Raw genomic sequence first — 22361 nt, 5'->3', positions numbered from 1 at the left:
AATGTATTGGCTGCTGATCAAGGCACTGATTTGAAGGCAATAAATTACTCTGAACGAGGACAGATTTCAGATTGAGGAAAGAAAAATTCAATTTCACGAGCTGCTGAGATTGGGCTATCTGATCCGTGAACTGAATTGTATCGCATGCTCAATGCGTAATCTGAACGAATAGTTCCGCAAGCGGCTTCTTCTGGGTTGGTTTTCCCCATCAATTCGCGATATGACTCAATAGCATTTTCCCCTTCTAACACTTGAACCATAACCGGTCCAGAAGTCATAAACTCTTTAAGGTTTGGGAAAAACGGTTTTCCTTCATGTTCTGCATAAAAACCGCTCGCCTGTTCATCGGTTAAATGAACCATCTTCGCTGCTATTACTCGTAAACCAGCTTTTTCAATACGCTGATATATTTCACCGATTAAATTTCTTTTTACCGCATCGGGTTTCACGATAGAAAACGTTCTTTCTAGAGCCATAAAATATCCTTTTACTACTTTACTTATAGACGACTCACCTTGAGTCGCCAATTTTTATAATTTGTTTTACTTAATCGACCAGAAGTCGGGCTAGTGTCTTCACACCCATACCCGTTGCACCAGCAGACCATTTGTCATTAGCAGTTTTACGATAAGTACCGGCACAGTCAAAATGTAGCCAGCCTTTTTTGTGATCTTCGACAAAATAAGAGAGGAATGCAGCTGCGGTACTTGCACCTGGCGAGTAATCTCCGCTACTAATGTTAGAGAGATCAGCAAAGCTAGACGGCAACATTCCACGATGGAAATCCGCTAAAGGCAGCGGCCAAAGTCCCTCTTTTTCACTCTGAGCACAAGATAGCGCTTTGCTCGACAGTTCATCATCAAAACTAAGTAGAGCGTGGAAATCATTACCCAGGGCGTATTTTGCTGCCCCTGTTAATGTCGCACAATCTACTATCATTTCAGGATCTTGCTCGCTCGCATAGATAAGGCCGTCAGCTAAAACTAATCGACCTTCAGCATCAGTATTCATGATCTCAACCGTCTTACCATTTTTATAGGTAATAACATCACCAAGTTTAAGAGCACGACCTGATACCATATTCTCTGCACAACAAAGAATAAGCTTAACTCTTTTATTTAATCCACGAGAAATAGCCAGTCCTAATCCACCTGTGATGGTTCCAGCTCCCCCCATATCGGCTTTCATCGACGTCATGAAATTAGAGGGTTTTAAGCTATAACCACCAGAGTCAAAGGTTATGCCTTTACCCACTAAACAAGCAAAAACAGGGGCATTCTCATCGCCGGTTGGGTTGTAATCGAGTTGCAGCATCGCTGATGTGCGTTCAGAACCTCGACCAACTGCATAGATACCTTGCCAACCTTCCGTCAACAAATCTTTGTCTTTAACGATTTTATAAGAGACATTTTCTGGCGACAGAGCTTTGATAAATTCTCCCGCCATTGTGGCCAATTGACGAGGAGCAACTTCTTCTGCTGGCAAGTTAATAATATTTCTTACCCAGTTAGTCGCGTGAATTCTCGCTTGTAACTCACTCTGTTCATCGTCTTTAAGAGGTTGCCACTCCATCTTGGAACTATTTTTAGCCGAACGGTAACCTTGATAAAATGCCCAGATCTCTTCTAACTGCCAAGCTTCTCCCTGCAGTTGTACAGATTTAATACCATTGCTTTCAAGTTTACGTGCCGCTTTTTGAATGGCACCAAGATCATGCGTTTCATCTAAGTGAATAACGGCACCATTTTCGGAATAAGAGAGAATGGCTTTTTCTCCCCAATGAGGAGCTGCTGGTGTATTTGAGATACTAACTAACATCTGTGTAGACATGATTTCTCCTTGCCAAATATACAGTTTACTTACCGTATACCTTTTTAATTAACTACGTTGAATCATCGGGCTTATGTTAACCACATAATGATTATCACTTGTATTTCTATGTAAAAATCCGAGTTCGAAAAGCCTTTTCAAGAAAAATAGAAGGGCATAGCCCTTCTATTTCAATAAGATATAGTGTGTTCAAATTCATAATGGTTAAGAACAGATAGTGCAACTAAGCTGCTTTTAATCTACTTCATCTAACCAACAGAGCAACACGGCTTCTAATATCTTCTCATTTGAACGTTGAGGATCGTCATCAAACTCTTCAAGTTCTGTGATCCATTTGTGCATATCTGTAAATCGTACTGTTTTAGGATCAAGATCGGGATACAAATCACACAACTCAATCGCGATGTCACGAGAATCCGTCCATTTCATCATCGTTCCCTCTTTAATTAATGGTCTTCAGATGCGTGGTTTAACGTATATTTAGGAATCTCTACCACTAAATCTTCGTCCATCACTTTAGCTTGGCAGCCTAAACGTGACTCAGGCTCTAAACCCCACGCTTTATCTAACATATCATCTTCTAGTTCATCACTCTCATCTAACGAGTCAAAACCTTCGCGAACAATGACATGGCAAGTGGTGCAGGCACATGATTTCTCACACGCATGCTCAATTCCAATACCGTTTTTAAGGGCAACATCTAATACCGTTTCTCCACTCACTGCATCTAAGACAGCGCCTTCTGGACAAAGTTCTTCATGTGGTAGTACAACAATCTTTGGCATAATTTATCCTTTGTAACCGATATTATAAGTTATCGACAGACTGACCAGAAAGAGCCCTGCGAATAGAGACATCCATTCGACGTGAAGCAAAATCCTGGCTCGCTTTATCGGTTTCTTTAATACCTTGTTCTATCGCATCAGCATTGTCACCATTGCGAAGTTCAATCAACGCTTCGATGGATGACAGTAAAGCTTGACGCTCTTCATTATTCAATAGTTCATCACCATCAGCTTGCATCGCCGCAATCAGACCTTCAATCACCCTATCCGCTTCAACTCGCTGTTCCGCCAGTGCGCGGGCTAACATATCGTCTTTGGCGAATGTCATGGAATCTTTCAGCATATTGGCCATTTCATCATCACTTAGACCATAAGAAGGTTTAACCTGAATCTCAGCTTGAACCCCTGTGCTCTTTTCCATCGCGGTCACGGACAACAAGCCATCAGCATCAACTTGGTAAGTAACGCGTATATGCGCGGCTCCGGCAGTCATAGGGGGAATACCTTTCAGAGAAAATCGGGCCAATGAACGGCAATCATCCACTAACTCTCTCTCCCCTTGAACCGTATGAACTAACATTCCGGTTTGGCCATCTTTAAAGGTGGTAAACTCCTGAGCTCTTGCCACTGGAATGGTGGTGTTGCGAGGGATAATTTTCTCAACTAATCCCCCCATGGTTTCAATACCTAATGACAGAGGAATCACATCCAGCAGCAGCATATCTGAGTCAGGTTTATTGCCAACCAATACATCCGCTTGAATTGCGGCGCCTATCGCGACCACTTCATCAGGGTTAATACTGGTTAATGGTGTGCGTCCAAAAAACTGCTCTACTTTCTCTCTAACAAGAAGTGTTCGTGTCGAGCCACCAACCATGACAACATCGTGTACATCTGAAGCCTCAACCTCGGCGTCTTTCAATGCACGTCGACACGCAAGCAGTGTTTTCTTAACTAAAGGATCGATGAGTTGCTCAAACTCGGTTCGAGTGAGTTCACCTTGCCAACCTAATGCAGAAACAGACACTGAGTTCTGTTTTGCCAATTCAATTTTAGCTTGAGTCGCCGCATCCAACAGTTCTCGATTCTGCTCTGCCGTTAATGGCGTCGGGATAGAGATTTGAGAGAGAATGTGCTCTGCGACTAAATGGTCAAAATCATCGCCACCCAGCGCTGAATCACCGCCAGTAGCCAGAACTTCAAACACCCCTTTAGATAGGCGCAAAATGGAAATATCAAATGTTCCTCCACCCAAATCATAAACCGCAATAACACCTTCTTGACCAGAGTCCAAGCCATAAGCAATCGCAGCAGCGGTTGGCTCATTAAGCAAACGCAGTACGTTCATTCCCGCCAATGTTGCGGCATCTTTGGTGCCTGCTCGTTGCGCATCATCAAAATAGGCAGGAACCGTAATCACCACACCTTCTAATTCTCCACCAAGAGAAGAGACTGCACGTTCATTTAGCGCAGTTAAAATATCAGCAGAGACTTGGATAGGGTTTTTTATTCCCGCAGCGGTTTTCAATAAAGGCAGTCCATTATCACTCTCTTGAAAATGATAAGGCAATGACGGGTAACGTTGCTGAATATCAGCCAACGAACGTCCAATAAGTCGCTTAACCGAAATAACAGTATTGACAGGATCCGACTGCGCATTTTTCCGAGCATCAGCACCAACATCAAATGCGTTCTGTTGATAATGAACCACTGATGGAATTATCGCATTACCACTCTCATCGGCTAAAGGTGAAGCATTACCACTTCTCACAGAGGCCACCAATGAATTAGTCGTACCTAAATCTATTCCGACAGCGAGTTTCTGTTCATGTGGTGCAGGGCTTAGTCCTGGCTCGGAGATTTGAAGTAACATTAAGCTTCCTTATTCTTTCGATATTAACAGCCTTAACCGAATAGACGGTCTTCTGCTTGTTCTATCTCATTTTTTAATTTTGCTATAAATTTAAGCTTTCTTACTTGCTCTGCTGCCTGCTCCCATAAAGAAGCCTCCAGCTGATTTTGTACATCCAGCAAGTATTGTTTATATATCTTGTCTACCTTGGCGTCAAAATCAAACAGCTCATCTTCGCTATTAATCTCTTCTAACTCTTCTCTTAGCTCCATCTGTTCCATTAAAAACAGAGGATCTTGCAGTGTTTTTTGTTCACTACGAATATCAATATCATGGAGAGCGAGTATATATTCAACACGAGAAATAGGTTGTTTTAGAACCTGATAGGCATCGTTAATTTGAGCGGCTTTTTGAACCGACATTAATCGATCTCTTTCTGATGCGGTAGAAAAATTATCGGGGTGGAATTGACGCTGCAACTCTCTAAATTGATTAGAAAGAAGGCTACCATCCAGTTGATACTGGATTGGTAGCCCGAATAATTCAAAATGATTCATTATTTTCTTAACCTAAATGACGATATCAAGTACCGATTAACAAAATTTAGACAGTGAAACTTTCACCACAACCACACTCGTCTTTAACGTTTGGATTGTTAAATTGGAAGCCTTCATTTAGCCCCTCTTTGGCGTAGTCTAATTCTGTTCCATCTAGGTAAGCCAAGCTTTTAGGATCAACGATAAGCTTTAATCCACTAATATCAAAAACTTGATCTTCTTCATTTAATTGGTCAACAAACTCAAGCACATATGCCATGCCCGAACAGCCTGTTGTTTTTACACCAAGACGCAAACCAATGCCCTTTCCTCTGTTTTCAAGGAATGCTCCAACTCTGCTTGCTGCCGCTTCTGTCATGGTGATGGCCATACTACAACCTTTTACATCTTATCGTTAAAATAAGAGGAAGAAGCTATCAGTTCTTCCTCCATTAGCTTATTACTCGTGGTGCTTCTTTTTATAATCAGATACGGCTGCTTTAATCGCATCTTCAGCAAGAATAGAACAGTGCACCTTAACTGGTGGCAGCTCTAACTCTTCTGCAATTTCAGAGTTTTTGATCGCCGCTGCTTCATCAATGCTCTTACCTTTAACCCACTCAGTAACAAGTGAACTTGAAGCAATCGCTGAACCACAACCGTATGTTTTAAACTTTGCGTCTTCGATGATGCCTTCAGGTGTTACCTTAATTTGCAGCTTCATCACATCACCACATGCAGGTGCGCCAACCATACCACTACCAACACTAGGATCTTCTTTATCAAAAGAACCTACGTTACGTGGATTTTCATAGTGATCGATCACTTTTTCACTATAAGCCATAATTAATTCCTCGTTCCTCTATTTTTGACACTTGAGATTAATGATGAGCCCACTCAACGGTGCTCAAATCAACCCCTTCCTTGTACATATCCCATAGAGGAGACATGTCTCTTAACTTATTTACTGCTGCAATTATCTGTTCAACTGCGTAATCAACTTCTTCTTCCGTTGTGTAACGTCCAAAAGAAAAACGCACCGAACTATGTGCTAGCTCATCATCCAAGCCTAGCGCTCTTAACACATAAGAAGGCTCAAGGCTGGCAGAGGTACAAGCAGAACCGGACGAAACAGCCAGATCTTTCAGTGACATCAACAGCGATTCACCTTCAACAAAGGCGAAGCTAACATTTAGGTTATTTGGTAAACGTTGGTCTAAATCACCGTTAATTGTTAACGCTTCAAGCTCTTTTAAACCTTCTAACATACGGTTACGTAACGCTTTCGCATGTTCAAAATCTTTTTGCATATCTTGTTTAGCGACACGAGCAGCTTCACCCATACCAACAATCTGGTGTGTGGCTAAAGTGCCAGAACGGAAACCTCTCTCATGACCACCGCCATGCATCTGAGCTTCTAGGCGGATACGTGGTTTACGACGAACATATAAAGCGCCAACACCTTTCGGGCCATACATTTTGTGACCAGAAATTGAAATAAGATCCACTTTCATCTCTTGGACATCAATAGGCAGTTTGCCTACAGATTGTGCGCCATCAACATGGAAGATGATTTTGCGTTCACGGCATAGCTCTCCAATAGCAGAGATATCTTGAATCACACCAATTTCATTATTTACATGCATGATAGAAACCAAAACCGTATCTTCACGCATAGCGTCTTGAAGCTTGTTAAGGTCAATCAGGCCATTAGCTTCAGGAGCGAGGTAAGTGACTTCATACCCTTCACGCTCTAGTTGGCGACAGGTATCCAGAACGGCTTTATGCTCTGTTTTACACGTAATGATGTGCTTACCTTTTTTGCCATAAAAGTGCGCAGCACCTTTTATCGCAAGGTTATCGGATTCGGTTGCACCAGACGTGATGACTATTTCACGTGGATCGGCATTTAATAAGTCAGCGATCTGCTCTCTGGCAGTATCAACCGCTTCTTCCGCTTGCCAACCGTAACGATGAGAACGAGAGGCTGGGTTGCCAAACGTGCCGTCCATCGTCATACATTGAACCATTTTCTCAGCAACACGCTCATCTACCGGGCAGGTAGCTGCGTAATCAAAATAAATAGGCAGTTTCATTTATTACTCCAATGTAAAACATTGTCGCTATTAGCGAGCATTTGTACTGATGGGGGCAGTACTTGTTATATTTTGTGAAAACCCATTATTAACCACCAAGTTAAGCTCTTGGCGATCTGAAATCTCTAGCACTTCATTGTCATTCATTAGCTGACCAAGAGTGATATTGTTTAAGAAATCACTAATTCGAGAGCTAAGATCACGCCACAATGTGTGCGTTAGGCAGCGAGTGCCTCCCTGACAATCAGCTTTGCCAGAACACTTTGTTGCATCTACTGATTCATCAACAGCCGCAATAACAGTGCCGATAGAAATGCTAAATGCGTCTTTGCCTAGACGGTAACCACCACCTGGGCCTCGAACACTATCTACCAATCCTGCTTTTCGAAGCTTAGAAAATAACTGCTCCAGATATGAAAGCGAAATTCCTTGACGCTCTGAAATATCTGCAAGAGGTACAGGGCTAGTTTGCGAGTGAAGCGCAACGTCAAGCATTGCGGTTACTGCATATCTTCCTTTAGATGTAAGTCTCATACTACACTCTATCCACGTGTTAACATGGACAAAGTTTTTCATACCCGACTAAATTGGTCAAGTATTTATTTGACTAAAACAGTCAAGTATTTAACCTTTCGCAAAAAATGGTTATTTTTTACTCTCTATCTGCTTCTCTATTGACGATAAAATGCCACGCAATATATTTATTTCACCAATTTCTGGTCGTGAACGACTAAATAGTCGTCTCAACTTCGTCATTACTTGGTTTGGTTTGTCTTGAGAGATAAATTGGGTATCTGTTATCACTTTTTCAAGGTGTTGATAAAACATCTCTAGCTCTTTGTGACGTGGGTAGACTTCTTCTTGCTTAGAATCGTTAATCTGGCTGCGATTCAAATAAGCGACTCGAACTTCATAAGCTAAAGTTTGCACCGCCATTGCCAAGTTTAATGAGCTGTATTCTGGGTTTGCAGGAATACAAACATGGTAATGACAACTTTGCAGTTCATCATTGGTTAAACCTGTACGCTCTCTTCCAAAAACAAGAGCCACTGGATGTTGTTCCCCTTCAATGGCAAATTTTTCACCGCACTCTCTTGGCTCTAACATAGGCCATTCCAGTGTGCGAGAGCGAGCGCTAGACCCCACCACTAAACCACAATCACCAATAGCATCCTCAAGGGTAGCTACTACTGTCGCATTTTGAGCGATATCCGCAGCACCAGCAGCTAATGCCACTGTCTGCTCATCCACTTCACATTGAGGGTCAACAAGTACTAATTGATTTAAGCCCATTACCTTCATAGCGCGAGCAGCAGAACCAATATTTCCAGGGTGAGAAGTACCAACTAGGATTACTTTTACATTATTAAGCATGGATATTTACCAAAAAATAGGAGCTGACGAATGTTAACACATACACCGTTGACCTCAAGATACTCCTGCGCTCGCAAGACAATTACTACTCAGAAATGAGCTGGCTGCCAGATCAAGCCAATGAACATCACGACGCTTTTCTTAAATAAAGCAGTAAGCGGATAAAAAATAACCACTTCACATTTTGCTGAACTCTGATATACTCGCCGCCGCTTTCTGTTCTTTAACATCTTTTGGGTATTTTTTTATGCATCCTATGCTAAATATTGCTATTCGTGCTGCACGAAAGGCAGGCAATCATATTGCTAAATCACTAGAAACTACTGATAAAATTGAAGCTTCACAAAAAGGTCTTAACGACTTTGTAACTAACATCGATAATGAAGCCGAAACCATTATTATTGATACAATCAAAAGCTCTTATCCTGATCACAGCATCATTGCAGAAGAGAGTGGCGTTGTAGAAGGTAAAGATACAGGCGTTCAGTGGATCATCGACCCATTAGATGGAACAACCAACTTCCTTAAAGGTTTTCCGCATTTCTCTGTTTCTATTGCCGTTCGTATTAATGGCAAAACAGAAGTCGCTTGCGTATACGATCCAATGCAAAACGAGCTATTTACTGCACAACGTGGTTCTGGCGCTCAGCTTAATAATGCTCGAATTCGAGTAAAACAGCTTAAAGATCTTCAAGGTACTATCCTTGCAACAGGTTTCCCATTTAAGCAAAAGCAACACTCCGAATCTTACATGAAGATCATGACGGCTCTATTTACTGAGTGTGCTGACTTCCGTCGCACTGGTTCTGCTGCCCTTGACCTATGCTACTTAGCTGCTGGTCGCGTAGATGGCTACTTTGAACTGGGACTAAAACCATGGGACATGGCCGCTGGTGAGCTTATTGCTCGTGAAGCAGGCGCTATCTTGACCGATTTCTCTGGTGGCACAAACTATATGGACTCAGGCAACATTGTTGGTTCAAGTGCGCGTGGTGTTAAGACTATCCTTAAACACATCCGTGAAAACGGCAATAATGCCGTTTTAAGATAATCGATTTATTAGCCCGTCACAGCTGATTATACGCACAATAACAAATTCATAGCCCCTATCGAAAGATGGGGGCTTTTTATTAACCTCTTGGCAGACTCTCTTCTACTCGCTGTAGGTAAGTTTTAATATGAGGATATTGAGCAGCAATGTCCGTTAATGGGGTCGGCATATCTTGGTTTAAGATGCTTTTTAGTACTGCATACGCAGAACAATCAAAATAGCTAAACTGTTCCCCGGCTATAAATGATTGCTCAGAGAGCAAGCTGTTAATGGCCATCAGATCTTTGTTGCCCTCAGCCATTATTTGTTCAAAATCAAACCGACCAATTCCTTGAGAATAGAGTGCTTTTTCTACTTTTCTTCTTGAGACCCGAGCGATGATAGAACGAAGTGGCCATTTGAGCCGAGAAAAGAATAGAGTGCTTAATCTCTGCCAACTCTGTTCCGGTATCCAACGGCTGTACACGACAATCCAGTTAAGGTGTTCTTCAATCAGCATCTTCCATGCACGAGCTTGACTGAGCTCTAGCTCGCTTAAACCTACATTGATCTTATAATCCTCTAGCAGCCTCTGAATGATAAGATCCGAGTCAGCTAACACCTCACCTTGATACTCCACAAACGGAATTTTCTTATAGGGACCATGCATTGGAAGTGCATGCTTAATTGAGTAAGGAATTTGATAAAACTGAAGAAAAAGTTCCAGCTTGGCACAAAAAGGACTGGCGTTAATTCCATCTAGACGAACAGCACTCTGCTTTAAAATTAGCATTTTATATTCCATTAGCTTGACAAGTTTTTAGTCCATAGATAACGACTAATTATTTTCAATAAGATCATCAATGTAAAGACTACTTAAAGAAATAACAACATTGCAAAAAAAAACCGCAACTTTCGTTGCGGTTCTCACAGTTCAAAAATGACATTAGCAATGTTTGCTATGGCATCTCATCAAACTCTGCACCTTCTTTCTCAATTTGAGGAGGCATTAAGTGCTCACGTTGAATACCCAGTTTCAATGCCAGTGCCGAAGCAACATAGATTGAAGAGTATGTACCAACAGTGATACCCAATAACAACGCAGTAGCAAAACCATGAATATTCGCACCACCTTGAGTAAACAAGGCAATAACAACAAACAAGGTTGTCGCAGAGGTTATTAATGTACGGCTTAATGTCTGGGTAATTGAGCTGTTCATTACTTCAGCAGAATCACCTTTACGCATTTTACGGAAGTTTTCACGAATACGGTCAAACACAACGATGGTATCGTTCAGTGAGTAACCTACAACCGTTAATAACGCTGCAATAATGGTGAGGTCAACTTCTATCTGCATGATAGAGAAGACACCAAGAGTAATGATGACATCGTGCGTCAGGGCTAAAACAGCACCTGCGGCTAAACGCCACTCAAATCGCATTGATACATAAAGCAAGATACAGATCAGCGACGCAATAATCGCCAGTCCACCCGCTTCTGCCAGTTCATCACCAACATTAGGACCGACAAACTCAATACGGCGCATTTCAACGCTTTCACCAGTACCTTGTTCTAACGCTGTTAAGATCTGGTTACCCAGTTTCTCACCTTGAGCATCATCACGAGGACGAAGACGAACCATTACTTCACGAGCAGAACCGAAGTTTTGCACCGTAGCATCACCAAAGCCTTTGGCTTCTAATGAAGTACGAATTTGTTCTAAATCTGCAGGTTGTTCAAAACCAACTTCAATTAGCGTACCACCGGTAAAATCCAGTCCCCAGTTCAACCATTTCGTTGAAAGAGTGAAAATTGCAGTGGCAATCATTAACACAGAAAACACAGAGGCAATCTTTGACCAACGCATAAAGTCGATGGTCTTGTCTGCTTTCATTATCTGAAACATAACTTTTCCTTAAATCGACAATTTCTTAATACGTTTGCCACCATAAATTAGGTTCACAACAGCACGTGTTCCTATAATAGCGGTAAACATAGAGGTCAAAATACCTATTGATAAAGTAACGGCGAAGCCTTTAATGGCGCCCGTACCAACAGCAAATAGGATAATCGCGGTGATCAATGTCGTGATGTTAGCATCTGCGATAGTACTAAAGGCATTAGCATAACCTTGGTGTATGGCCTGTTGAGGGTTTCTGCCCTCTCTAAGCTCTTCGCGTATACGCTCAAAAATCAGAACGTTAGCATCCACAGCCATACCCACTGTCAGTACAATACCGGCAATACCCGGTAGCGTCATAGTGGCGCCTGGTATCATGGACATAACACCAACAATTAGCACCAAGTTTGCCACCAACGCCAAGTTAGCAATAAAGCCAAACTTACGGTAATAGACCAGCATAAACAACATTACTGCGACCATACCGAAGATACACGCTTGAATACCCATATCGATATTCTGCTGACCCATTGATGGACCAATTGTGCGCTCTTCAACAATTGAGATTGGCGCGATCAATGCACCAGCACGAAGTAGTAGAGCTAAGTTATGCGCTTCGGCTACAGAGTCAATACCAGTAATGCGGAAGTTACGTCCCAAAGCGGTTTGAATGGTCGCTTGGTTAATGACTTCTTCATTTTTAGACAAAATCACTTTGCCTTCAGGTGTCTTACGACCGCTATCTTTATATTCAGCAAATACGGTTGCCATCAACTTGCCCACATTCTTTTTCGAGAATGCTGACATTTTGCTGCCACCTTCACTATCTAGTGAGATATTAACCTGAGGACGTCCATATTCATCGGTACTGGAACTTGCATCAGTAATACTTGCCCCGCCAAGAATAACGCGTTTTTTCAGCACAACAGGGCGACCGTCACGGTCAAGTTTTAGCTCACTGCCTGCTGGCACTCGGCCATTTGCTGCTGCCGCTAAATCTGCTTTTTCATCAACCGCACGGAATTCTAACGTCGCGGTAGCGCCTAAAATTTCTTTCGCTCTGGCAGTATCCTGAACACCTGGAAGTTCGACAACAATGCGGCTAGCGCCTTGACGTTGAACCAAAGGTTCTGCAACACCCAGTTCGTTCACACGGTTACGTAGAATTGTAATGTTCTGTTCAACAGCATAATTACGAACTTCCGCAAGACGAGCTTCAATAAAGCTTGCAGATAAAACAAAGCTTCCGCCTGAATCAACTTCGGTAAAAATCATGTCAGGGTGTTTGCTCGACAATGTCGCTTTGGCTTGAGCCAACTGCTCCGCATTACGAAGAACAACTTCTACAGTCTCTTTACCTTGTTTACGAATAGCACGGTAACGAATTTTTTCTTCACGTAGCTCAGAACGAAATGACTCTTCTTGTTGATCAAGCAATTTAACCATTGCCGCATCCATATCCACTTCCATCAAGAAGTGAACACCACCGCGCAGATCTAAGCCAAGTTTCATTGGAGCCGCACCAACACTTTCTAACCATGTTGGGGTCGCTGGAGCTAAGTTAAGAGCAACAATAATCTCTTTGCCTAACGCTTCGCTAACAAGATCACGAGCACTGATTTGAGTATCAGTATCATTGAAGCGTACGAGAATCGATCCATTTTCTAAAGCTATGGATTTATGAGAAAGGCTCTTTTCATTAAGAGCATTGGTGACAGAATCCAGCGTTGACATATCAACAGCGGCGCCACGCGCCCCTGTAATTTGAATAGCCGGATCTTCACCGTAGATATTTGGAAGGGCATATAATGCACTGATGGCGAGAGTAAATATCACCATCAGGTACTTCCATAAAGGATATCGGTTTAGCACAGCGAGGATCCTTAAGCTGTATTATAGAGATTTAAGAGTACCCTTTGGCAGAACTGCCGTTACGTAGTCTTTCTTAATTGTTACTTCGTTATTGTCATTTAATGCAATTACGATGTAGTCATTATCTTCAGCAATTTTAGCAATTTTTCCTACTAGACCACCGCCAGTAAGAACTTCATCACCTTTGCCCATTGAAGCCATAAGGTTTTTATGTTCTTTCGCACGCTTAGATTGTGGACGGAAAATCATAAAATAGAAAATAACACCAAACATGCCTAGCATGATCAGCATTTCGAAACCACCACCTGGTGCTGCGCCTTCCGCGGCTGCGTGAGCTTGAGAAATGAATAAACTCATTCAGAAACTTCCTCTATTAAGGTTTATGTATCTAACTAAAATTGGGGAGTACTCTGCACTTTTCAAGTGAGTGTTCCCCAAAACTTTAAAAAGAAAACGAGCTCCGGATATGGAAAACTCGTTTTCAACGATTCTTATTTACTTAGAGGCGGTACTTCTCGCTCTCTACGTGCATAAAACTCTTCAACAAATTGTTCAAATCGATCTTCATCAATTGCTTTACGGATACTCTCCATAAGACGCTGATAATAGCGCAAGTTGTGAATAGTATTCAGCCTTGCACCTAAAATTTCGTTACAGCGATCTAAATGATGTAAATATGACTTTGAATAATTTTGACAAGTGTAACAGTCACAGTGAGGATCTAGTGGTCCTGTATCGGTTTTATGTTTCGCATTACGGATCTTGATCACACCACCAGTAACAAATAGGTGTCCATTACGTGCATTTCGAGTTGGCATTACGCAATCAAACATGTCAATCCCGCGACGCACACCTTCAACCAAATCTTCTGGTTTACCTACACCCATAAGGTAACGAGGTTTATCTTCTGGCAATTGCGGACATGTATGTTCCAAAATACGATGCATATCTTCTTTTGGCTCGCCTACCGCCAGTCCACCAACAGCATAACCATCAAAACCTATGTTGGTTAACCCTTCAACGGAGACATCACGAAGGTCTTCAAAAACACCACCTTGAACGATACCAAAAAGAGAATTTGGATTTTCCAGCTTATTGAAATGGTCTCTACTACGTTGAGCCCAGCGAAGTGACATCTCCATCGATTTCTTCGCTTCATCATGTGTCGCAGGGTATGGAGTACATTCGTCAAAAATCATCACGATATCAGAACCAAGGTCTTTCTGAATTTCCATGGATTTTTCTGCATCCATAAAAATTTTGTCGCCGTTTACCGGATTACGAAAATGAACACCCTCTTCAGTGATCTTACGAATATCACCTAGGCTAAACACCTGAAAACCACCTGAATCGGTTAAAATAGGTCCCTGCCAGTTCATAAAGTCATGCAGGTCACCATGCATTTTCATTACTTCTTGCCCTGGGCGTAACCAAAGATGAAAGGTGTTTCCTAATAAGATCTCGGCGCCAGTTCCTTTGACTTCTTCAGGCGTCATACCTTTAACCGTTCCGTAAGTACCTACAGGCATAAATGCAGGTGTTTGTACTGTTCCACGATCAAACGTTAACTGACCGCGACGAGCATTACCTTGTTTTTTAAATAGTTCGTATTCCACGAAGCCTCCAATGTGCCAGAGAAACAGTCTGGCCGTTTTCTACTTTTGTTAGCAAGTTATCTCACTAACATTATCTGCACACCAGTCTGAACCGTTACTTGCTCAGATTGGTGTCACTTGTTTTCTTGCTGATAAACATCGCATCACCATAGCTAAAGAAACGGTACTTTTCCTTAACAGCATGATGATAGGCATTCATAATGTTCTGATAACCGGCAAACGCACTGACTAACATGATTAATGTTGATTCAGGAAGATGAAAATTGGTAATCAAACAATCAATTAATTGATATTCATAACCGGGGTAAATGAAGATCTCTGTGTCATCAAAGAATGGCAGCAACTCTGTGCCATTTTTTATCGCACTCTGAGCCGCGCTTTCTAATGAGCGCACAGAGGTTGTACCAACCGCGATAACTCGTCCGCCTCGCGCTTTTGTTGCCTTAATGGCATCAACCACTTCTTGAGGAACTTCCACATACTCAGCATGCATATGGTGATCGAGAATATTATCGACACGAACAGGTTGAAACGTACCGGCGCCTACATGCAAAGTGACATAAGCGAACTCGACACCTTTTTCTTTAATGCTTGCCATTAGCTTGTCATCAAAATGAAGACCCGCTGTTGGTGCCGCTACCGCTCCCGGTTTTTCGTTGTAGACGGTTTGATACCTTTCTTTATCTGCGTCTTCATCAGGGCGGTCTATATACGGCGGAAGTGGCATGTGGCCGATATCATTCAAAATATCGAGAACCACCTTCTCAGAATTAAAACGGATTTCGAATAGCGCATCATGCCGTGCAACCATCTCAGCTTGATATTGATCCTCTTCACCAAGCAGAAGAGCCGCGCCAACTTTAGGGGATTTTGAACAGCGAACATGAGCCAAGATAGAATGTTCATCCAGCATTCGTTCAACCAGAACTTCTATTTTACCACCTGTGGCTTTTCGGCCAAACATTCTAGCTGGTATCACACGAGTATTATTAAATACCAGCAGATCGCCCTCTTCAACTAGATTGAGCACATCAGTAAAAGTTCCATCAGAGATAGAACCGGCATTACCATTCAGCTGTAATAAACGGCTGGCACTACGCTCGGTTTTTGGGTAACGAGCTATCAACTCATCAGGGAGTTCAAAATTGAAATCAGAAACTTGCATGGCGGTATTCTTTTGCTCTCATGACTAAATTTTTTGCAGTGGAGTAGTATAGGCTTCATCCCCGTAATAGCAAGGTTTGTTAACGATTTTATGGGGATTTTTGCCTGACAAACTTGTTACCGTGTCGTCCCATTGAAATTTTACTATTTCATTCACTTTGCCATGACAATTTATCCCTCAAAACAATGCTGTAGCTCTCAGATATCTTTAAAAAAACCACCTATATTTAACTTAGACAAACAAAAGGAGGTCGGGATGATCAAAGTTGAAGACATGATGACTCGCAACCCTCACACCCTGTTGCGTTCACACTCACTAGCCGACGCTAAACACTTAATGGAAGAGCACGATATTCGTCACGTACCCGTAGTGGATACAGATCATAAATTGCTCGGTGTTGTTACCCAAAGAGATGTTTTAGCTGCACAAGAATCTAGCCTACAAAAAATACCCGAAGAGCAGTCTCATACTCTCACAACAGCACTCGAAGTCGCTATGCGAAAAAACGTCATGACCGCCGATCCGAATGCAGGATTGAAAGAGTGTGCAACCTATATGCAAAAACATAAAGTAGGTTGTTTACCAATAGTTTCTGAAGGTCATCTGGTTGGTATTATTACTGACAGTGATTTCGTTATGATAGCGATTCATCTTTTAGAGTTACAAGAAGAAACCGAGCCTGATAACAACGATATGGCGGATATGGATGAGTTTGATGAGTACGATGACGAGCTTTAACTTTGCATAAAAAAGAGCGGCATTGCCGCTCAGAAGCTCGATAAACTCAAGTGAACCTCATCCGCCCACTTGAGTTTAAATTTCGCCAGTTTAGAACTGGTCTTCTTCTGTTGACCCCGTCAATGCTGTAACCGACGAGTTGCCCCCTTGAATGGTGTTGGTCATCTTATCAAAGTAACCCGTTCCTACTTCTTGTTGGTGCGCTACAAAGGTATAGCCCTTCTCTGCCGCTTCGAACTCAGGTCGCTGAACTTTTTCTACGTAGTGGCGCATGCCTTCACCTTGAGCATAAGCATGAGCCAGCTCAAACATGTTAAACCACATGTTATGAATACCCGCCAGAGTAATAAACTGGTACTTATAACCCATGTCCGATAGCTCTTGCTGGAAGGCGGCGATGGTTTCGGCATCCAGGTTTTTCTCCCAGTTAAACGAAGGCGAACAGTTATAAGCCAAGAGTTGCTCAGGATGCTCAGCCAAAATTGCTTCTGCAAACTTTCTCGCTTCATCCAGATCAGGTTTCGCTGTTTCACACCATACCAAATCAGCATACGGAGCATAAGCCAGTCCTCGAGAAATCGCTTGTTCTATACCTGCATTGACACGGTAGAAACCTTCTTGAGTTCGCTCACCTACAATAAAGTCTTTGTCATAAGAATCACAATCTGACGTTAATAGGTCTGCCGCATTTGCATCGGTACGAGCAATTACCAGTGTGGTTGTTCCTGCAACATCTGCCGCTAAACGAGCCGCCGCCAGTTTTTGCACCGCTTCTTGTGTCGGAACAAGTACCTTACCGCCCATATGACCACACTTCTTAACGGAAGCCAGCTGATCTTCAAAGTGAACCCCGGCAGCACCAGCATCAATCATAGATTTCATTAGCTCATAAGCGTTTAACACTCCACCAAAACCCGCTTCTGCGTCAGCAACGATAGGCAAGAAGTAATCAATACCACCTTCATCTTCAGGGCAGGTTCCGTTTGACCATTGAATCTGATCCGCTCGGCGGAAAGAGTTATTTATACGTTTCACAACGGACGGAACAGAATCTACAGGATAGAGTGACTGATCAGGATACATGCTAGACGCGGTATTGTTATCCGCAGCCACCTGCCAACCAGACAGATAAATCGCTTCGATGCCCGCCTTAGCTTGTTGAACAGCTTGACCACCAGTTAGGGCACCTAAACAGTTCACATACCCTTTTTTTGCTGAGCCGTTAACCAGTTCCCACAGTTTATCAGCGCCGCGTTGTGCAATGGTATTTTCAGGAAGCACAGAGCCACGAAGATCCACCACTTCTGCCGCGGTATAAGTTCGTTTTACGTTTTTCCAGCGTGGGTTTTCAGCCCAGTCTTTTTCAAGTGCATCAATTTGTTGTTGGCGTGTCATAGTCATGATTTGATCCCTCTTTATTGTGTGCTTTAGCACTACATCCTGTATGTTCATTTATGGCCGAATATTAAAATGCCGTTTTGTTAATTCAGTTTAATCATTGAGTTAGGCTAATAATTCGTAGCCCGGTACGGTTAAGAAATTTACTAATTCATCGCTAGTGGTTAAGCGAGCCATAAGCTCAGCCGCTTCATCAAAACGTCTCGCGTCAAATTTATCGGCTCCCCACTCTTGCTTCACTACTTCAAACTCCTGCTGCAAATACTGTTCAAATAGTGCTTTTGTCACCACTTCTCCATTGTCCAATGTCTTACCGTGTTTAATCCATTGCCAGATAGAAGCTCTAGAAATCTCCGCGGTCGCAGCGTCTTCCATTAATCCATAAATAGGGACACAGCCATTACCAGAAATCCACGCTTCGATATATTGCAATGTCACTCGAATATTGTGACGCATCCCCTCTTCACTGCGCACACCTTCACAAGGTGCAAGCAACTCTTCAGCGGTGATTGGAGCATCATCATTACGTCGGATATTAAGTTGGTTACTTCGCTCACCTAATGCCTCATCAAATACTGCTTTAGCAGTATCCGCTAAACCGGGATGAGCAACCCAAGTACCGTCGTGACCGTTATTGACTTCTAGCGTTTTATCGTTACAGATCTTGTCGAGAACCTTTTGATTCTCTACGGGATCTTTAGCGGGAATAAAGGCCGCCATGCCTCCCATCGCAAAAGCTCCTCGCTTGTGACAAGTTCTTACCAGCAATCGAGAATAGGCATTAAGAAAAGGCTTCTCCATAGTGACCGCTTGGCGGTCAGGCAATATTCTGTCTGGATAGTTTCGCAAGGTTTTTATGTAACTGAAGATATAATCCCAACGACCACAATTTAGCCCAACGATATGTTCTTTTAAGTTAAATAGAATTTCATGCATCTGGAAAACCGCAGGCAGTGTTTCTATCAACACCGTGGCTTTTATGGTTCCCGTGTCTAAACCAAAATAGTCCTCTGTAAAGTGAAAAACGTCACTCCACCATTTGGCTTCTTGATGATCTTGCAATTTAGGTAAGTAAAAATAAGGGCCGCTTGATTTCTTTAATAGCGCTTTATAGTTGTTATAAAAATAGAGGGCAAAATCAAACAGTGCACCGGGGATGATCTTTCCATTGAAGGTGACGTGCTTCTCTTTTAAATGCAGTCCACGTACTCGACAAATTAAAACCGCTGGATCCGCAGCCAGTTGATAATGCTTGCCATTGTCTGGATTGATGTAATCGATGGTTCCATTAACGGCATCACGTAAATTTATTTGACCATCAAGAACCTTACTCCAAGCAGGAGACATAGAGTCTTCAAAATCAGCCATAAATACTTTTACATTGGCATTAAGCGCATTAATCACCATTTTTCTATCTGTCGGGCCGGTGATCTCAATGCGGCGATCTTGTAAATCTTTTGGAATGCCCTGAATTTTCCAGCTTCCCTCTCTTATATCTTGAGTTTCCGGAAGAAAGTCTGGAAGTTGACCCGCATCTATTTTTAGCTGTTTCTCTTCACGAGCAGTGAGTAACTCTTCTACTCGAGATGAGTACTGCTCACAAAGATGAGCAAGAAATTCTTGGGCTCCCTTAGGAATAATTTCTTGATGCTCCGCGCTTACATGACCAACAACATTAAGCTGTTCAGCTAAAGAGTCGGGGTTAAATGGCTGTTTCGTGTCTGTCAGCATAATTTCTTCCTTAAAATTACATTTGTAACTTAAACACCAAAAATATAAGCAACGTCAAAATGATTAGATTTGGTCTGTTTTATGGATATCTGTTTTAGAGCAATTCCGATTCACACTGCCATAATAATCGTTTTTACCTTGCAAGATATCCGACATAAGTATTAGTAAAACATACTACTTACGTTACTTTAAACAGAGGATTAGCTAAAGAAAAAATAGAGCTTAGCCGTAAAAACAGTATGATTCTCTGTTTCAAACAAACGATTGAATTATGTTTAATATTTTATGAAAATTACGTTGTAAAATTACAAATGTGTAATTTTGATATGTTAAACGAGCGTTTAAAAAAACACCCTAACCTTATAATTACTATTTAATTAATGAGTGGCTAATGTTTACTTACAAAACGATTAGCACAATTAAAGATGTGACACAGAACATTGTTCTTGTTCTTTGTGGTTGAAAGTGACATAAAAAGAGAGAAATTTTACAGCTGTAAAATTTTACATGTAAAAAAGTACAATCATCTAAAAAGCCCTACAAAACTAGAGAGCTTTTTTAGATGCGTTTACTTATAAAAGGCCTGAAACCACTTCACCAAGTTGTTCGAAAGTCTCATAACGAGATGAACTCGGTCGCCAAACTAGACCAATATCTCGATAGGCTTGCTGTCCGGGAGGATCAACGACAATTAAATTTTGATTATCCAAGAGACCATGCTCAATGGCCATTTGAGGGATAAAGGTGGTTCCAAGACCATTGGCAACCATCTGCACCAAAGTGTGCAAACTTGTCGCGGTGAAAGGGTTTATTTTATCTTTATCCGTTAACTTACAAGCTGACACAGCATGTTCTGTTAAACAGTGTTCATTTTCTAACAAAAACACCGACTCATCAGGAAGATCATCATACTTAATCGGAACTCGTATTGCGCCAGCTTGATTACGGCTGATGACCATTCTAAACGGGTCTTGCCCAACGATTTGGCTCTGCATATTGCCTATATCCATAGGCAACGCCAAAATTAACACGTCAAGATCCCCATGTTTTAGTGCCTGCAGCAAATTACTTGTGGTGTCTTCTCTAAGCAATAGATCAAGCTGTGGGAAGCGCTGATTTATCTCTTGCACCAAATCACACAATAAAAATGGTGCGATGGTAGGAATACAACCCACTTTTAACCGTCCTTGCATTGCGTCACCTTGGCATAGTTGACCTAACTCCATTAAGTCCTGTCCCTTTGCCAACAGTTCTCTACCATGAGTGACCACTTGCTCGCCCGCAGGTGTAAACACCAGTGGGCTTTTTTTGTCCTTCTTTTCATAAAGTGGACAGCCAATCATCTCTTCTAAATTTTGTATTCCTTTGCTCAAAGTAGATTGACTAACAAAACAGCGCTGTGCTGCCTCGCTAAAGTGTCTGGTTTCATGTAGGGTAATTATATAGTGCAGTTGTTTGAGGCTTGGCCACTTGTTCATACTAACCACTTATTCTTAATGGGTAATAACTCAATATAAAGAAAATCAACCTTATCGCTTTTTTCGATTAAATCAATCTATTTAATTCGCTTTTTTCTATCCATGATTATGTACTATAGTTCTGTTATCGAAACACGGAATCAAACATACGTTTGATAATAATTCTATTTAGGAGCAAAAAAATGGTACTAGTTGGTCGTCAAGCCCCAGATTTTACTGCTGCAGCTGTATTGGGTAACGGTGAGATTGTTGATAGCTTTAACTTTGCAGAATTCACTAAAGGTAAAAAAGCAGTTGTATTCTTTTACCCACTAGACTTCACTTTCGTTTGCCCATCAGAGCTTATTGCTTTTGACAAACGTTTCGAAGATTTCCAAGCGAAAGGTGTTGAAGTTATTGGTGTTTCTATCGATTCACAATTCTCACACAACGCATGGCGTAACACTGCAATCGAAGATGGTGGTATTGGTCAAGTTAAATACCCTCTTATTGCTGATGTTAAACATGAAATCTGTAAAGCATACGATGTAGAACATCCAGAAGCAGGTGTTGCTTTCCGTGGTTCATTCCTAATTGATGAAGACGGTCTAGTTCGTCACCAAGTAGTTAATGACCTACCTCTTGGTCGTAACATCGACGAAATGCTTCGCATGGTTGACGCATTAAACTTCCACCAAACAAATGGTGAAGTATGCCCAGCACAGTGGGAAGAAGGTAAAGCAGGTATGGATGCGTCACCAAAAGGTGTTGCTGCGTTCCTATCTGAACATGAAGATGATTTAAAATAAACTATTACTAATTCGCCTGCGCTCACAGGTTGATGGTTGGACACAATATAAAGCGTAAAACGCACGCCAATCAGTTATAAAGTAATAAGTTAGCCAAAACCAAAACCCGGAATATTTCCGGGTTTTTTATTTCCTCCAAACAGTGACCTCTCTTTTGTTATACTTCTCCAC

General features: G+C 42.0%; 23 protein-coding genes. 3 read left to right on the top strand and 20 right to left on the bottom strand.

Annotated features, from left to right (window positions below):
* Positions 1 to 44: 44 nt before the first annotated feature.
* From ndk to trmJ, 11 genes are all read right to left on the bottom strand, one after another.
* Positions 45 to 476, bottom strand: a complete 432-nt coding sequence (ndk, locus tag CHJ_RS02940) for a nucleoside-diphosphate kinase (protein ID WP_317916816.1) — start codon at positions 474 to 476, stop codon at positions 45 to 47.
* A 70-nt stretch (positions 477 to 546) separates the two neighbouring features.
* On the bottom strand, positions 547 to 1830 hold the full coding sequence (gene pepB / locus CHJ_RS02935; protein WP_317916815.1) for an aminopeptidase PepB: 1284 nt from the start codon (positions 1828 to 1830) through the stop codon (positions 547 to 549).
* A 234-nt stretch (positions 1831 to 2064) separates the two neighbouring features.
* A complete protein-coding gene (gene iscX / locus CHJ_RS02930) occupies positions 2065 to 2259 on the bottom strand; it encodes a Fe-S cluster assembly protein IscX (RefSeq protein ID WP_171753775.1) in 195 nt (64 codons plus the stop codon).
* A gap of 17 nt (positions 2260 to 2276) precedes the next feature.
* Positions 2277 to 2615: an ISC system 2Fe-2S type ferredoxin gene (gene fdx, locus CHJ_RS02925; RefSeq protein ID WP_171753728.1), complete on the bottom strand. Its 339-nt coding sequence runs from the start codon at positions 2613 to 2615 to the stop codon at positions 2277 to 2279.
* A gap of 22 nt (positions 2616 to 2637) precedes the next feature.
* The gene (hscA, locus tag CHJ_RS02920) at positions 2638 to 4488 is read right to left on the bottom strand and encodes a Fe-S protein assembly chaperone HscA (protein ID WP_317916814.1); all 1851 of its coding nucleotides are present in this window, start codon (positions 4486 to 4488) and stop codon (positions 2638 to 2640) included.
* Between the two features lie 32 nt (positions 4489 to 4520).
* A complete protein-coding gene (gene hscB, locus CHJ_RS02915; RefSeq protein WP_171753730.1) occupies positions 4521 to 5024 on the bottom strand; it encodes a co-chaperone HscB in 504 nt (167 codons plus the stop codon).
* Between the two features lie 46 nt (positions 5025 to 5070).
* Entirely contained in the window at positions 5071 to 5394 is a 324-nt protein-coding gene (iscA, locus tag CHJ_RS02910; protein WP_171753731.1) for an iron-sulfur cluster assembly protein IscA, read from the bottom strand.
* Between the two features lie 69 nt (positions 5395 to 5463).
* The gene (gene iscU / locus CHJ_RS02905) at positions 5464 to 5847 is read right to left on the bottom strand and encodes a Fe-S cluster assembly scaffold IscU (RefSeq protein ID WP_171753732.1); all 384 of its coding nucleotides are present in this window, start codon (positions 5845 to 5847) and stop codon (positions 5464 to 5466) included.
* 37 nt (positions 5848 to 5884) lie between these two features.
* The gene (locus CHJ_RS02900; protein WP_171753733.1) at positions 5885 to 7099 is read right to left on the bottom strand and encodes an IscS subfamily cysteine desulfurase; all 1215 of its coding nucleotides are present in this window, start codon (positions 7097 to 7099) and stop codon (positions 5885 to 5887) included.
* A gap of 30 nt (positions 7100 to 7129) precedes the next feature.
* The gene (gene iscR / locus CHJ_RS02895; protein ID WP_171753734.1) at positions 7130 to 7633 is read right to left on the bottom strand and encodes a Fe-S cluster assembly transcriptional regulator IscR; all 504 of its coding nucleotides are present in this window, start codon (positions 7631 to 7633) and stop codon (positions 7130 to 7132) included.
* Positions 7634 to 7744: 111 nt separating this feature from the next.
* A complete protein-coding gene (trmJ, locus tag CHJ_RS02890) occupies positions 7745 to 8473 on the bottom strand; it encodes a tRNA (cytosine(32)/uridine(32)-2'-O)-methyltransferase TrmJ (protein WP_317916813.1) in 729 nt (242 codons plus the stop codon).
* Between the two features lie 247 nt (positions 8474 to 8720).
* Between trmJ and suhB the strand changes: the two genes are divergently transcribed.
* Complete coding sequence (gene suhB / locus CHJ_RS02885; RefSeq protein ID WP_171753736.1) at positions 8721 to 9524, top strand: inositol-1-monophosphatase; 804 nt, start codon at positions 8721 to 8723, stop codon at positions 9522 to 9524.
* A gap of 79 nt (positions 9525 to 9603) precedes the next feature.
* On the opposite strand, the gene CHJ_RS02880 is transcribed toward suhB, so the two are convergent.
* The 6 genes from CHJ_RS02880 to queA all read right to left on the bottom strand — a co-directional run bounded on the left by CHJ_RS02880 (position 9604) and on the right by queA (position 16057).
* Complete coding sequence (locus CHJ_RS02880) at positions 9604 to 10296, bottom strand: glutathione S-transferase family protein (RefSeq protein ID WP_171753737.1); 693 nt, start codon at positions 10294 to 10296, stop codon at positions 9604 to 9606.
* A gap of 166 nt (positions 10297 to 10462) precedes the next feature.
* Positions 10463 to 11410 (bottom strand): protein translocase subunit SecF, encoded by a 948-nt coding sequence (secF, locus tag CHJ_RS02875; RefSeq protein WP_171753738.1) that lies wholly within the window; start codon positions 11408 to 11410, stop codon positions 10463 to 10465.
* A 9-nt stretch (positions 11411 to 11419) separates the two neighbouring features.
* A complete protein-coding gene (gene secD, locus CHJ_RS02870) occupies positions 11420 to 13276 on the bottom strand; it encodes a protein translocase subunit SecD (RefSeq protein WP_171753739.1) in 1857 nt (618 codons plus the stop codon).
* A gap of 21 nt (positions 13277 to 13297) precedes the next feature.
* On the bottom strand, positions 13298 to 13633 hold the full coding sequence (yajC, locus tag CHJ_RS02865) for a preprotein translocase subunit YajC (protein WP_171753740.1): 336 nt from the start codon (positions 13631 to 13633) through the stop codon (positions 13298 to 13300).
* A 134-nt stretch (positions 13634 to 13767) separates the two neighbouring features.
* The gene (gene tgt, locus CHJ_RS02860; RefSeq protein WP_171753741.1) at positions 13768 to 14892 is read right to left on the bottom strand and encodes a tRNA guanosine(34) transglycosylase Tgt; all 1125 of its coding nucleotides are present in this window, start codon (positions 14890 to 14892) and stop codon (positions 13768 to 13770) included.
* A 94-nt stretch (positions 14893 to 14986) separates the two neighbouring features.
* Positions 14987 to 16057 (bottom strand): tRNA preQ1(34) S-adenosylmethionine ribosyltransferase-isomerase QueA, encoded by a 1071-nt coding sequence (queA, locus tag CHJ_RS02855; protein ID WP_317916812.1) that lies wholly within the window; start codon positions 16055 to 16057, stop codon positions 14987 to 14989.
* Positions 16058 to 16312: 255 nt separating this feature from the next.
* On the opposite strand from queA, the gene CHJ_RS02850 reads away from it, so the two are divergent.
* A complete protein-coding gene (locus CHJ_RS02850; protein WP_171753743.1) occupies positions 16313 to 16795 on the top strand; it encodes a CBS domain-containing protein in 483 nt (160 codons plus the stop codon).
* Between the two features lie 90 nt (positions 16796 to 16885).
* Here CHJ_RS02850 and aceA read toward each other — a convergent pair whose 3' ends face one another.
* The 3 genes from aceA to CHJ_RS02835 form a co-directional block, all read right to left on the bottom strand.
* Complete coding sequence (gene aceA / locus CHJ_RS02845; RefSeq protein ID WP_171753744.1) at positions 16886 to 18196, bottom strand: isocitrate lyase; 1311 nt, start codon at positions 18194 to 18196, stop codon at positions 16886 to 16888.
* A 102-nt stretch (positions 18197 to 18298) separates the two neighbouring features.
* On the bottom strand, positions 18299 to 19924 hold the full coding sequence (aceB, locus tag CHJ_RS02840; RefSeq protein ID WP_317916811.1) for a malate synthase A: 1626 nt from the start codon (positions 19922 to 19924) through the stop codon (positions 18299 to 18301).
* 572 nt (positions 19925 to 20496) lie between these two features.
* Positions 20497 to 21402: a hydrogen peroxide-inducible genes activator gene (locus CHJ_RS02835; RefSeq protein WP_171753746.1), complete on the bottom strand. Its 906-nt coding sequence runs from the start codon at positions 21400 to 21402 to the stop codon at positions 20497 to 20499.
* A gap of 182 nt (positions 21403 to 21584) precedes the next feature.
* Between CHJ_RS02835 and CHJ_RS02830 the strand changes: the two genes are divergently transcribed.
* Entirely contained in the window at positions 21585 to 22190 is a 606-nt protein-coding gene (locus CHJ_RS02830) for a peroxiredoxin C (protein WP_171753747.1), read from the top strand.
* The last annotated feature ends 171 nt before the right edge of the window (positions 22191 to 22361 follow it).

It is taken from the genome of Vibrio sp. MACH09 (genome assembly GCF_033238805.1).
Lineage (GTDB): Bacteria > Pseudomonadota > Gammaproteobacteria > Enterobacterales > Vibrionaceae > Vibrio.
Note: the sequence above shows the minus strand (reverse complement) of the source record. Positions and strands in the feature narration are given on the sequence as shown.

Coding starts and splice junctions, on each gene's coding strand:
- ndk (WP_317916816.1), bottom strand. CDS start 476: ATGGCTCTAGAAAGAACGTTTTCTATCGTGAAACCCGATGCGGTAAAA.
- pepB (WP_317916815.1), bottom strand. CDS start 1,830: ATGTCTACACAGATGTTAGTTAGTATCTCAAATACACCAGCAGCTCCT.
- iscX (WP_171753775.1), bottom strand. CDS start 2,259: ATGAAATGGACGGATTCTCGTGACATCGCGATTGAGTTGTGTGATTTG.
- fdx (WP_171753728.1), bottom strand. CDS start 2,615: ATGCCAAAGATTGTTGTACTACCACATGAAGAACTTTGTCCAGAAGGC.
- hscA (WP_317916814.1), bottom strand. CDS start 4,488: ATGTTACTTCAAATCTCCGAGCCAGGACTAAGCCCTGCACCACATGAA.
- hscB (WP_171753730.1), bottom strand. CDS start 5,024: ATGAATCATTTTGAATTATTCGGGCTACCAATCCAGTATCAACTGGAT.
- iscA (WP_171753731.1), bottom strand. CDS start 5,394: ATGGCCATCACCATGACAGAAGCGGCAGCAAGCAGAGTTGGAGCATTC.
- iscU (WP_171753732.1), bottom strand. CDS start 5,847: ATGGCTTATAGTGAAAAAGTGATCGATCACTATGAAAATCCACGTAAC.
- CHJ_RS02900 (WP_171753733.1), bottom strand. CDS start 7,099: ATGAAACTGCCTATTTATTTTGATTACGCAGCTACCTGCCCGGTAGAT.
- iscR (WP_171753734.1), bottom strand. CDS start 7,633: ATGAGACTTACATCTAAAGGAAGATATGCAGTAACCGCAATGCTTGAC.
- trmJ (WP_317916813.1), bottom strand. CDS start 8,473: ATGCTTAATAATGTAAAAGTAATCCTAGTTGGTACTTCTCACCCTGGA.
- suhB (WP_171753736.1), top strand. CDS start 8,721: ATGCATCCTATGCTAAATATTGCTATTCGTGCTGCACGAAAGGCAGGC.
- CHJ_RS02880 (WP_171753737.1), bottom strand. CDS start 10,296: ATGCTAATTTTAAAGCAGAGTGCTGTTCGTCTAGATGGAATTAACGCC.
- secF (WP_171753738.1), bottom strand. CDS start 11,410: ATGTTTCAGATAATGAAAGCAGACAAGACCATCGACTTTATGCGTTGG.
- yajC (WP_171753740.1), bottom strand. CDS start 13,633: ATGAGTTTATTCATTTCTCAAGCTCACGCAGCCGCGGAAGGCGCAGCA.
- queA (WP_317916812.1), bottom strand. CDS start 16,057: ATGCAAGTTTCTGATTTCAATTTTGAACTCCCTGATGAGTTGATAGCT.
- CHJ_RS02850 (WP_171753743.1), top strand. CDS start 16,313: ATGATCAAAGTTGAAGACATGATGACTCGCAACCCTCACACCCTGTTG.
- aceA (WP_171753744.1), bottom strand. CDS start 18,196: ATGACTATGACACGCCAACAACAAATTGATGCACTTGAAAAAGACTGG.
- aceB (WP_317916811.1), bottom strand. CDS start 19,924: ATGCTGACAGACACGAAACAGCCATTTAACCCCGACTCTTTAGCTGAA.
- CHJ_RS02835 (WP_171753746.1), bottom strand. CDS start 21,402: ATGAACAAGTGGCCAAGCCTCAAACAACTGCACTATATAATTACCCTA.
- CHJ_RS02830 (WP_171753747.1), top strand. CDS start 21,585: ATGGTACTAGTTGGTCGTCAAGCCCCAGATTTTACTGCTGCAGCTGTA.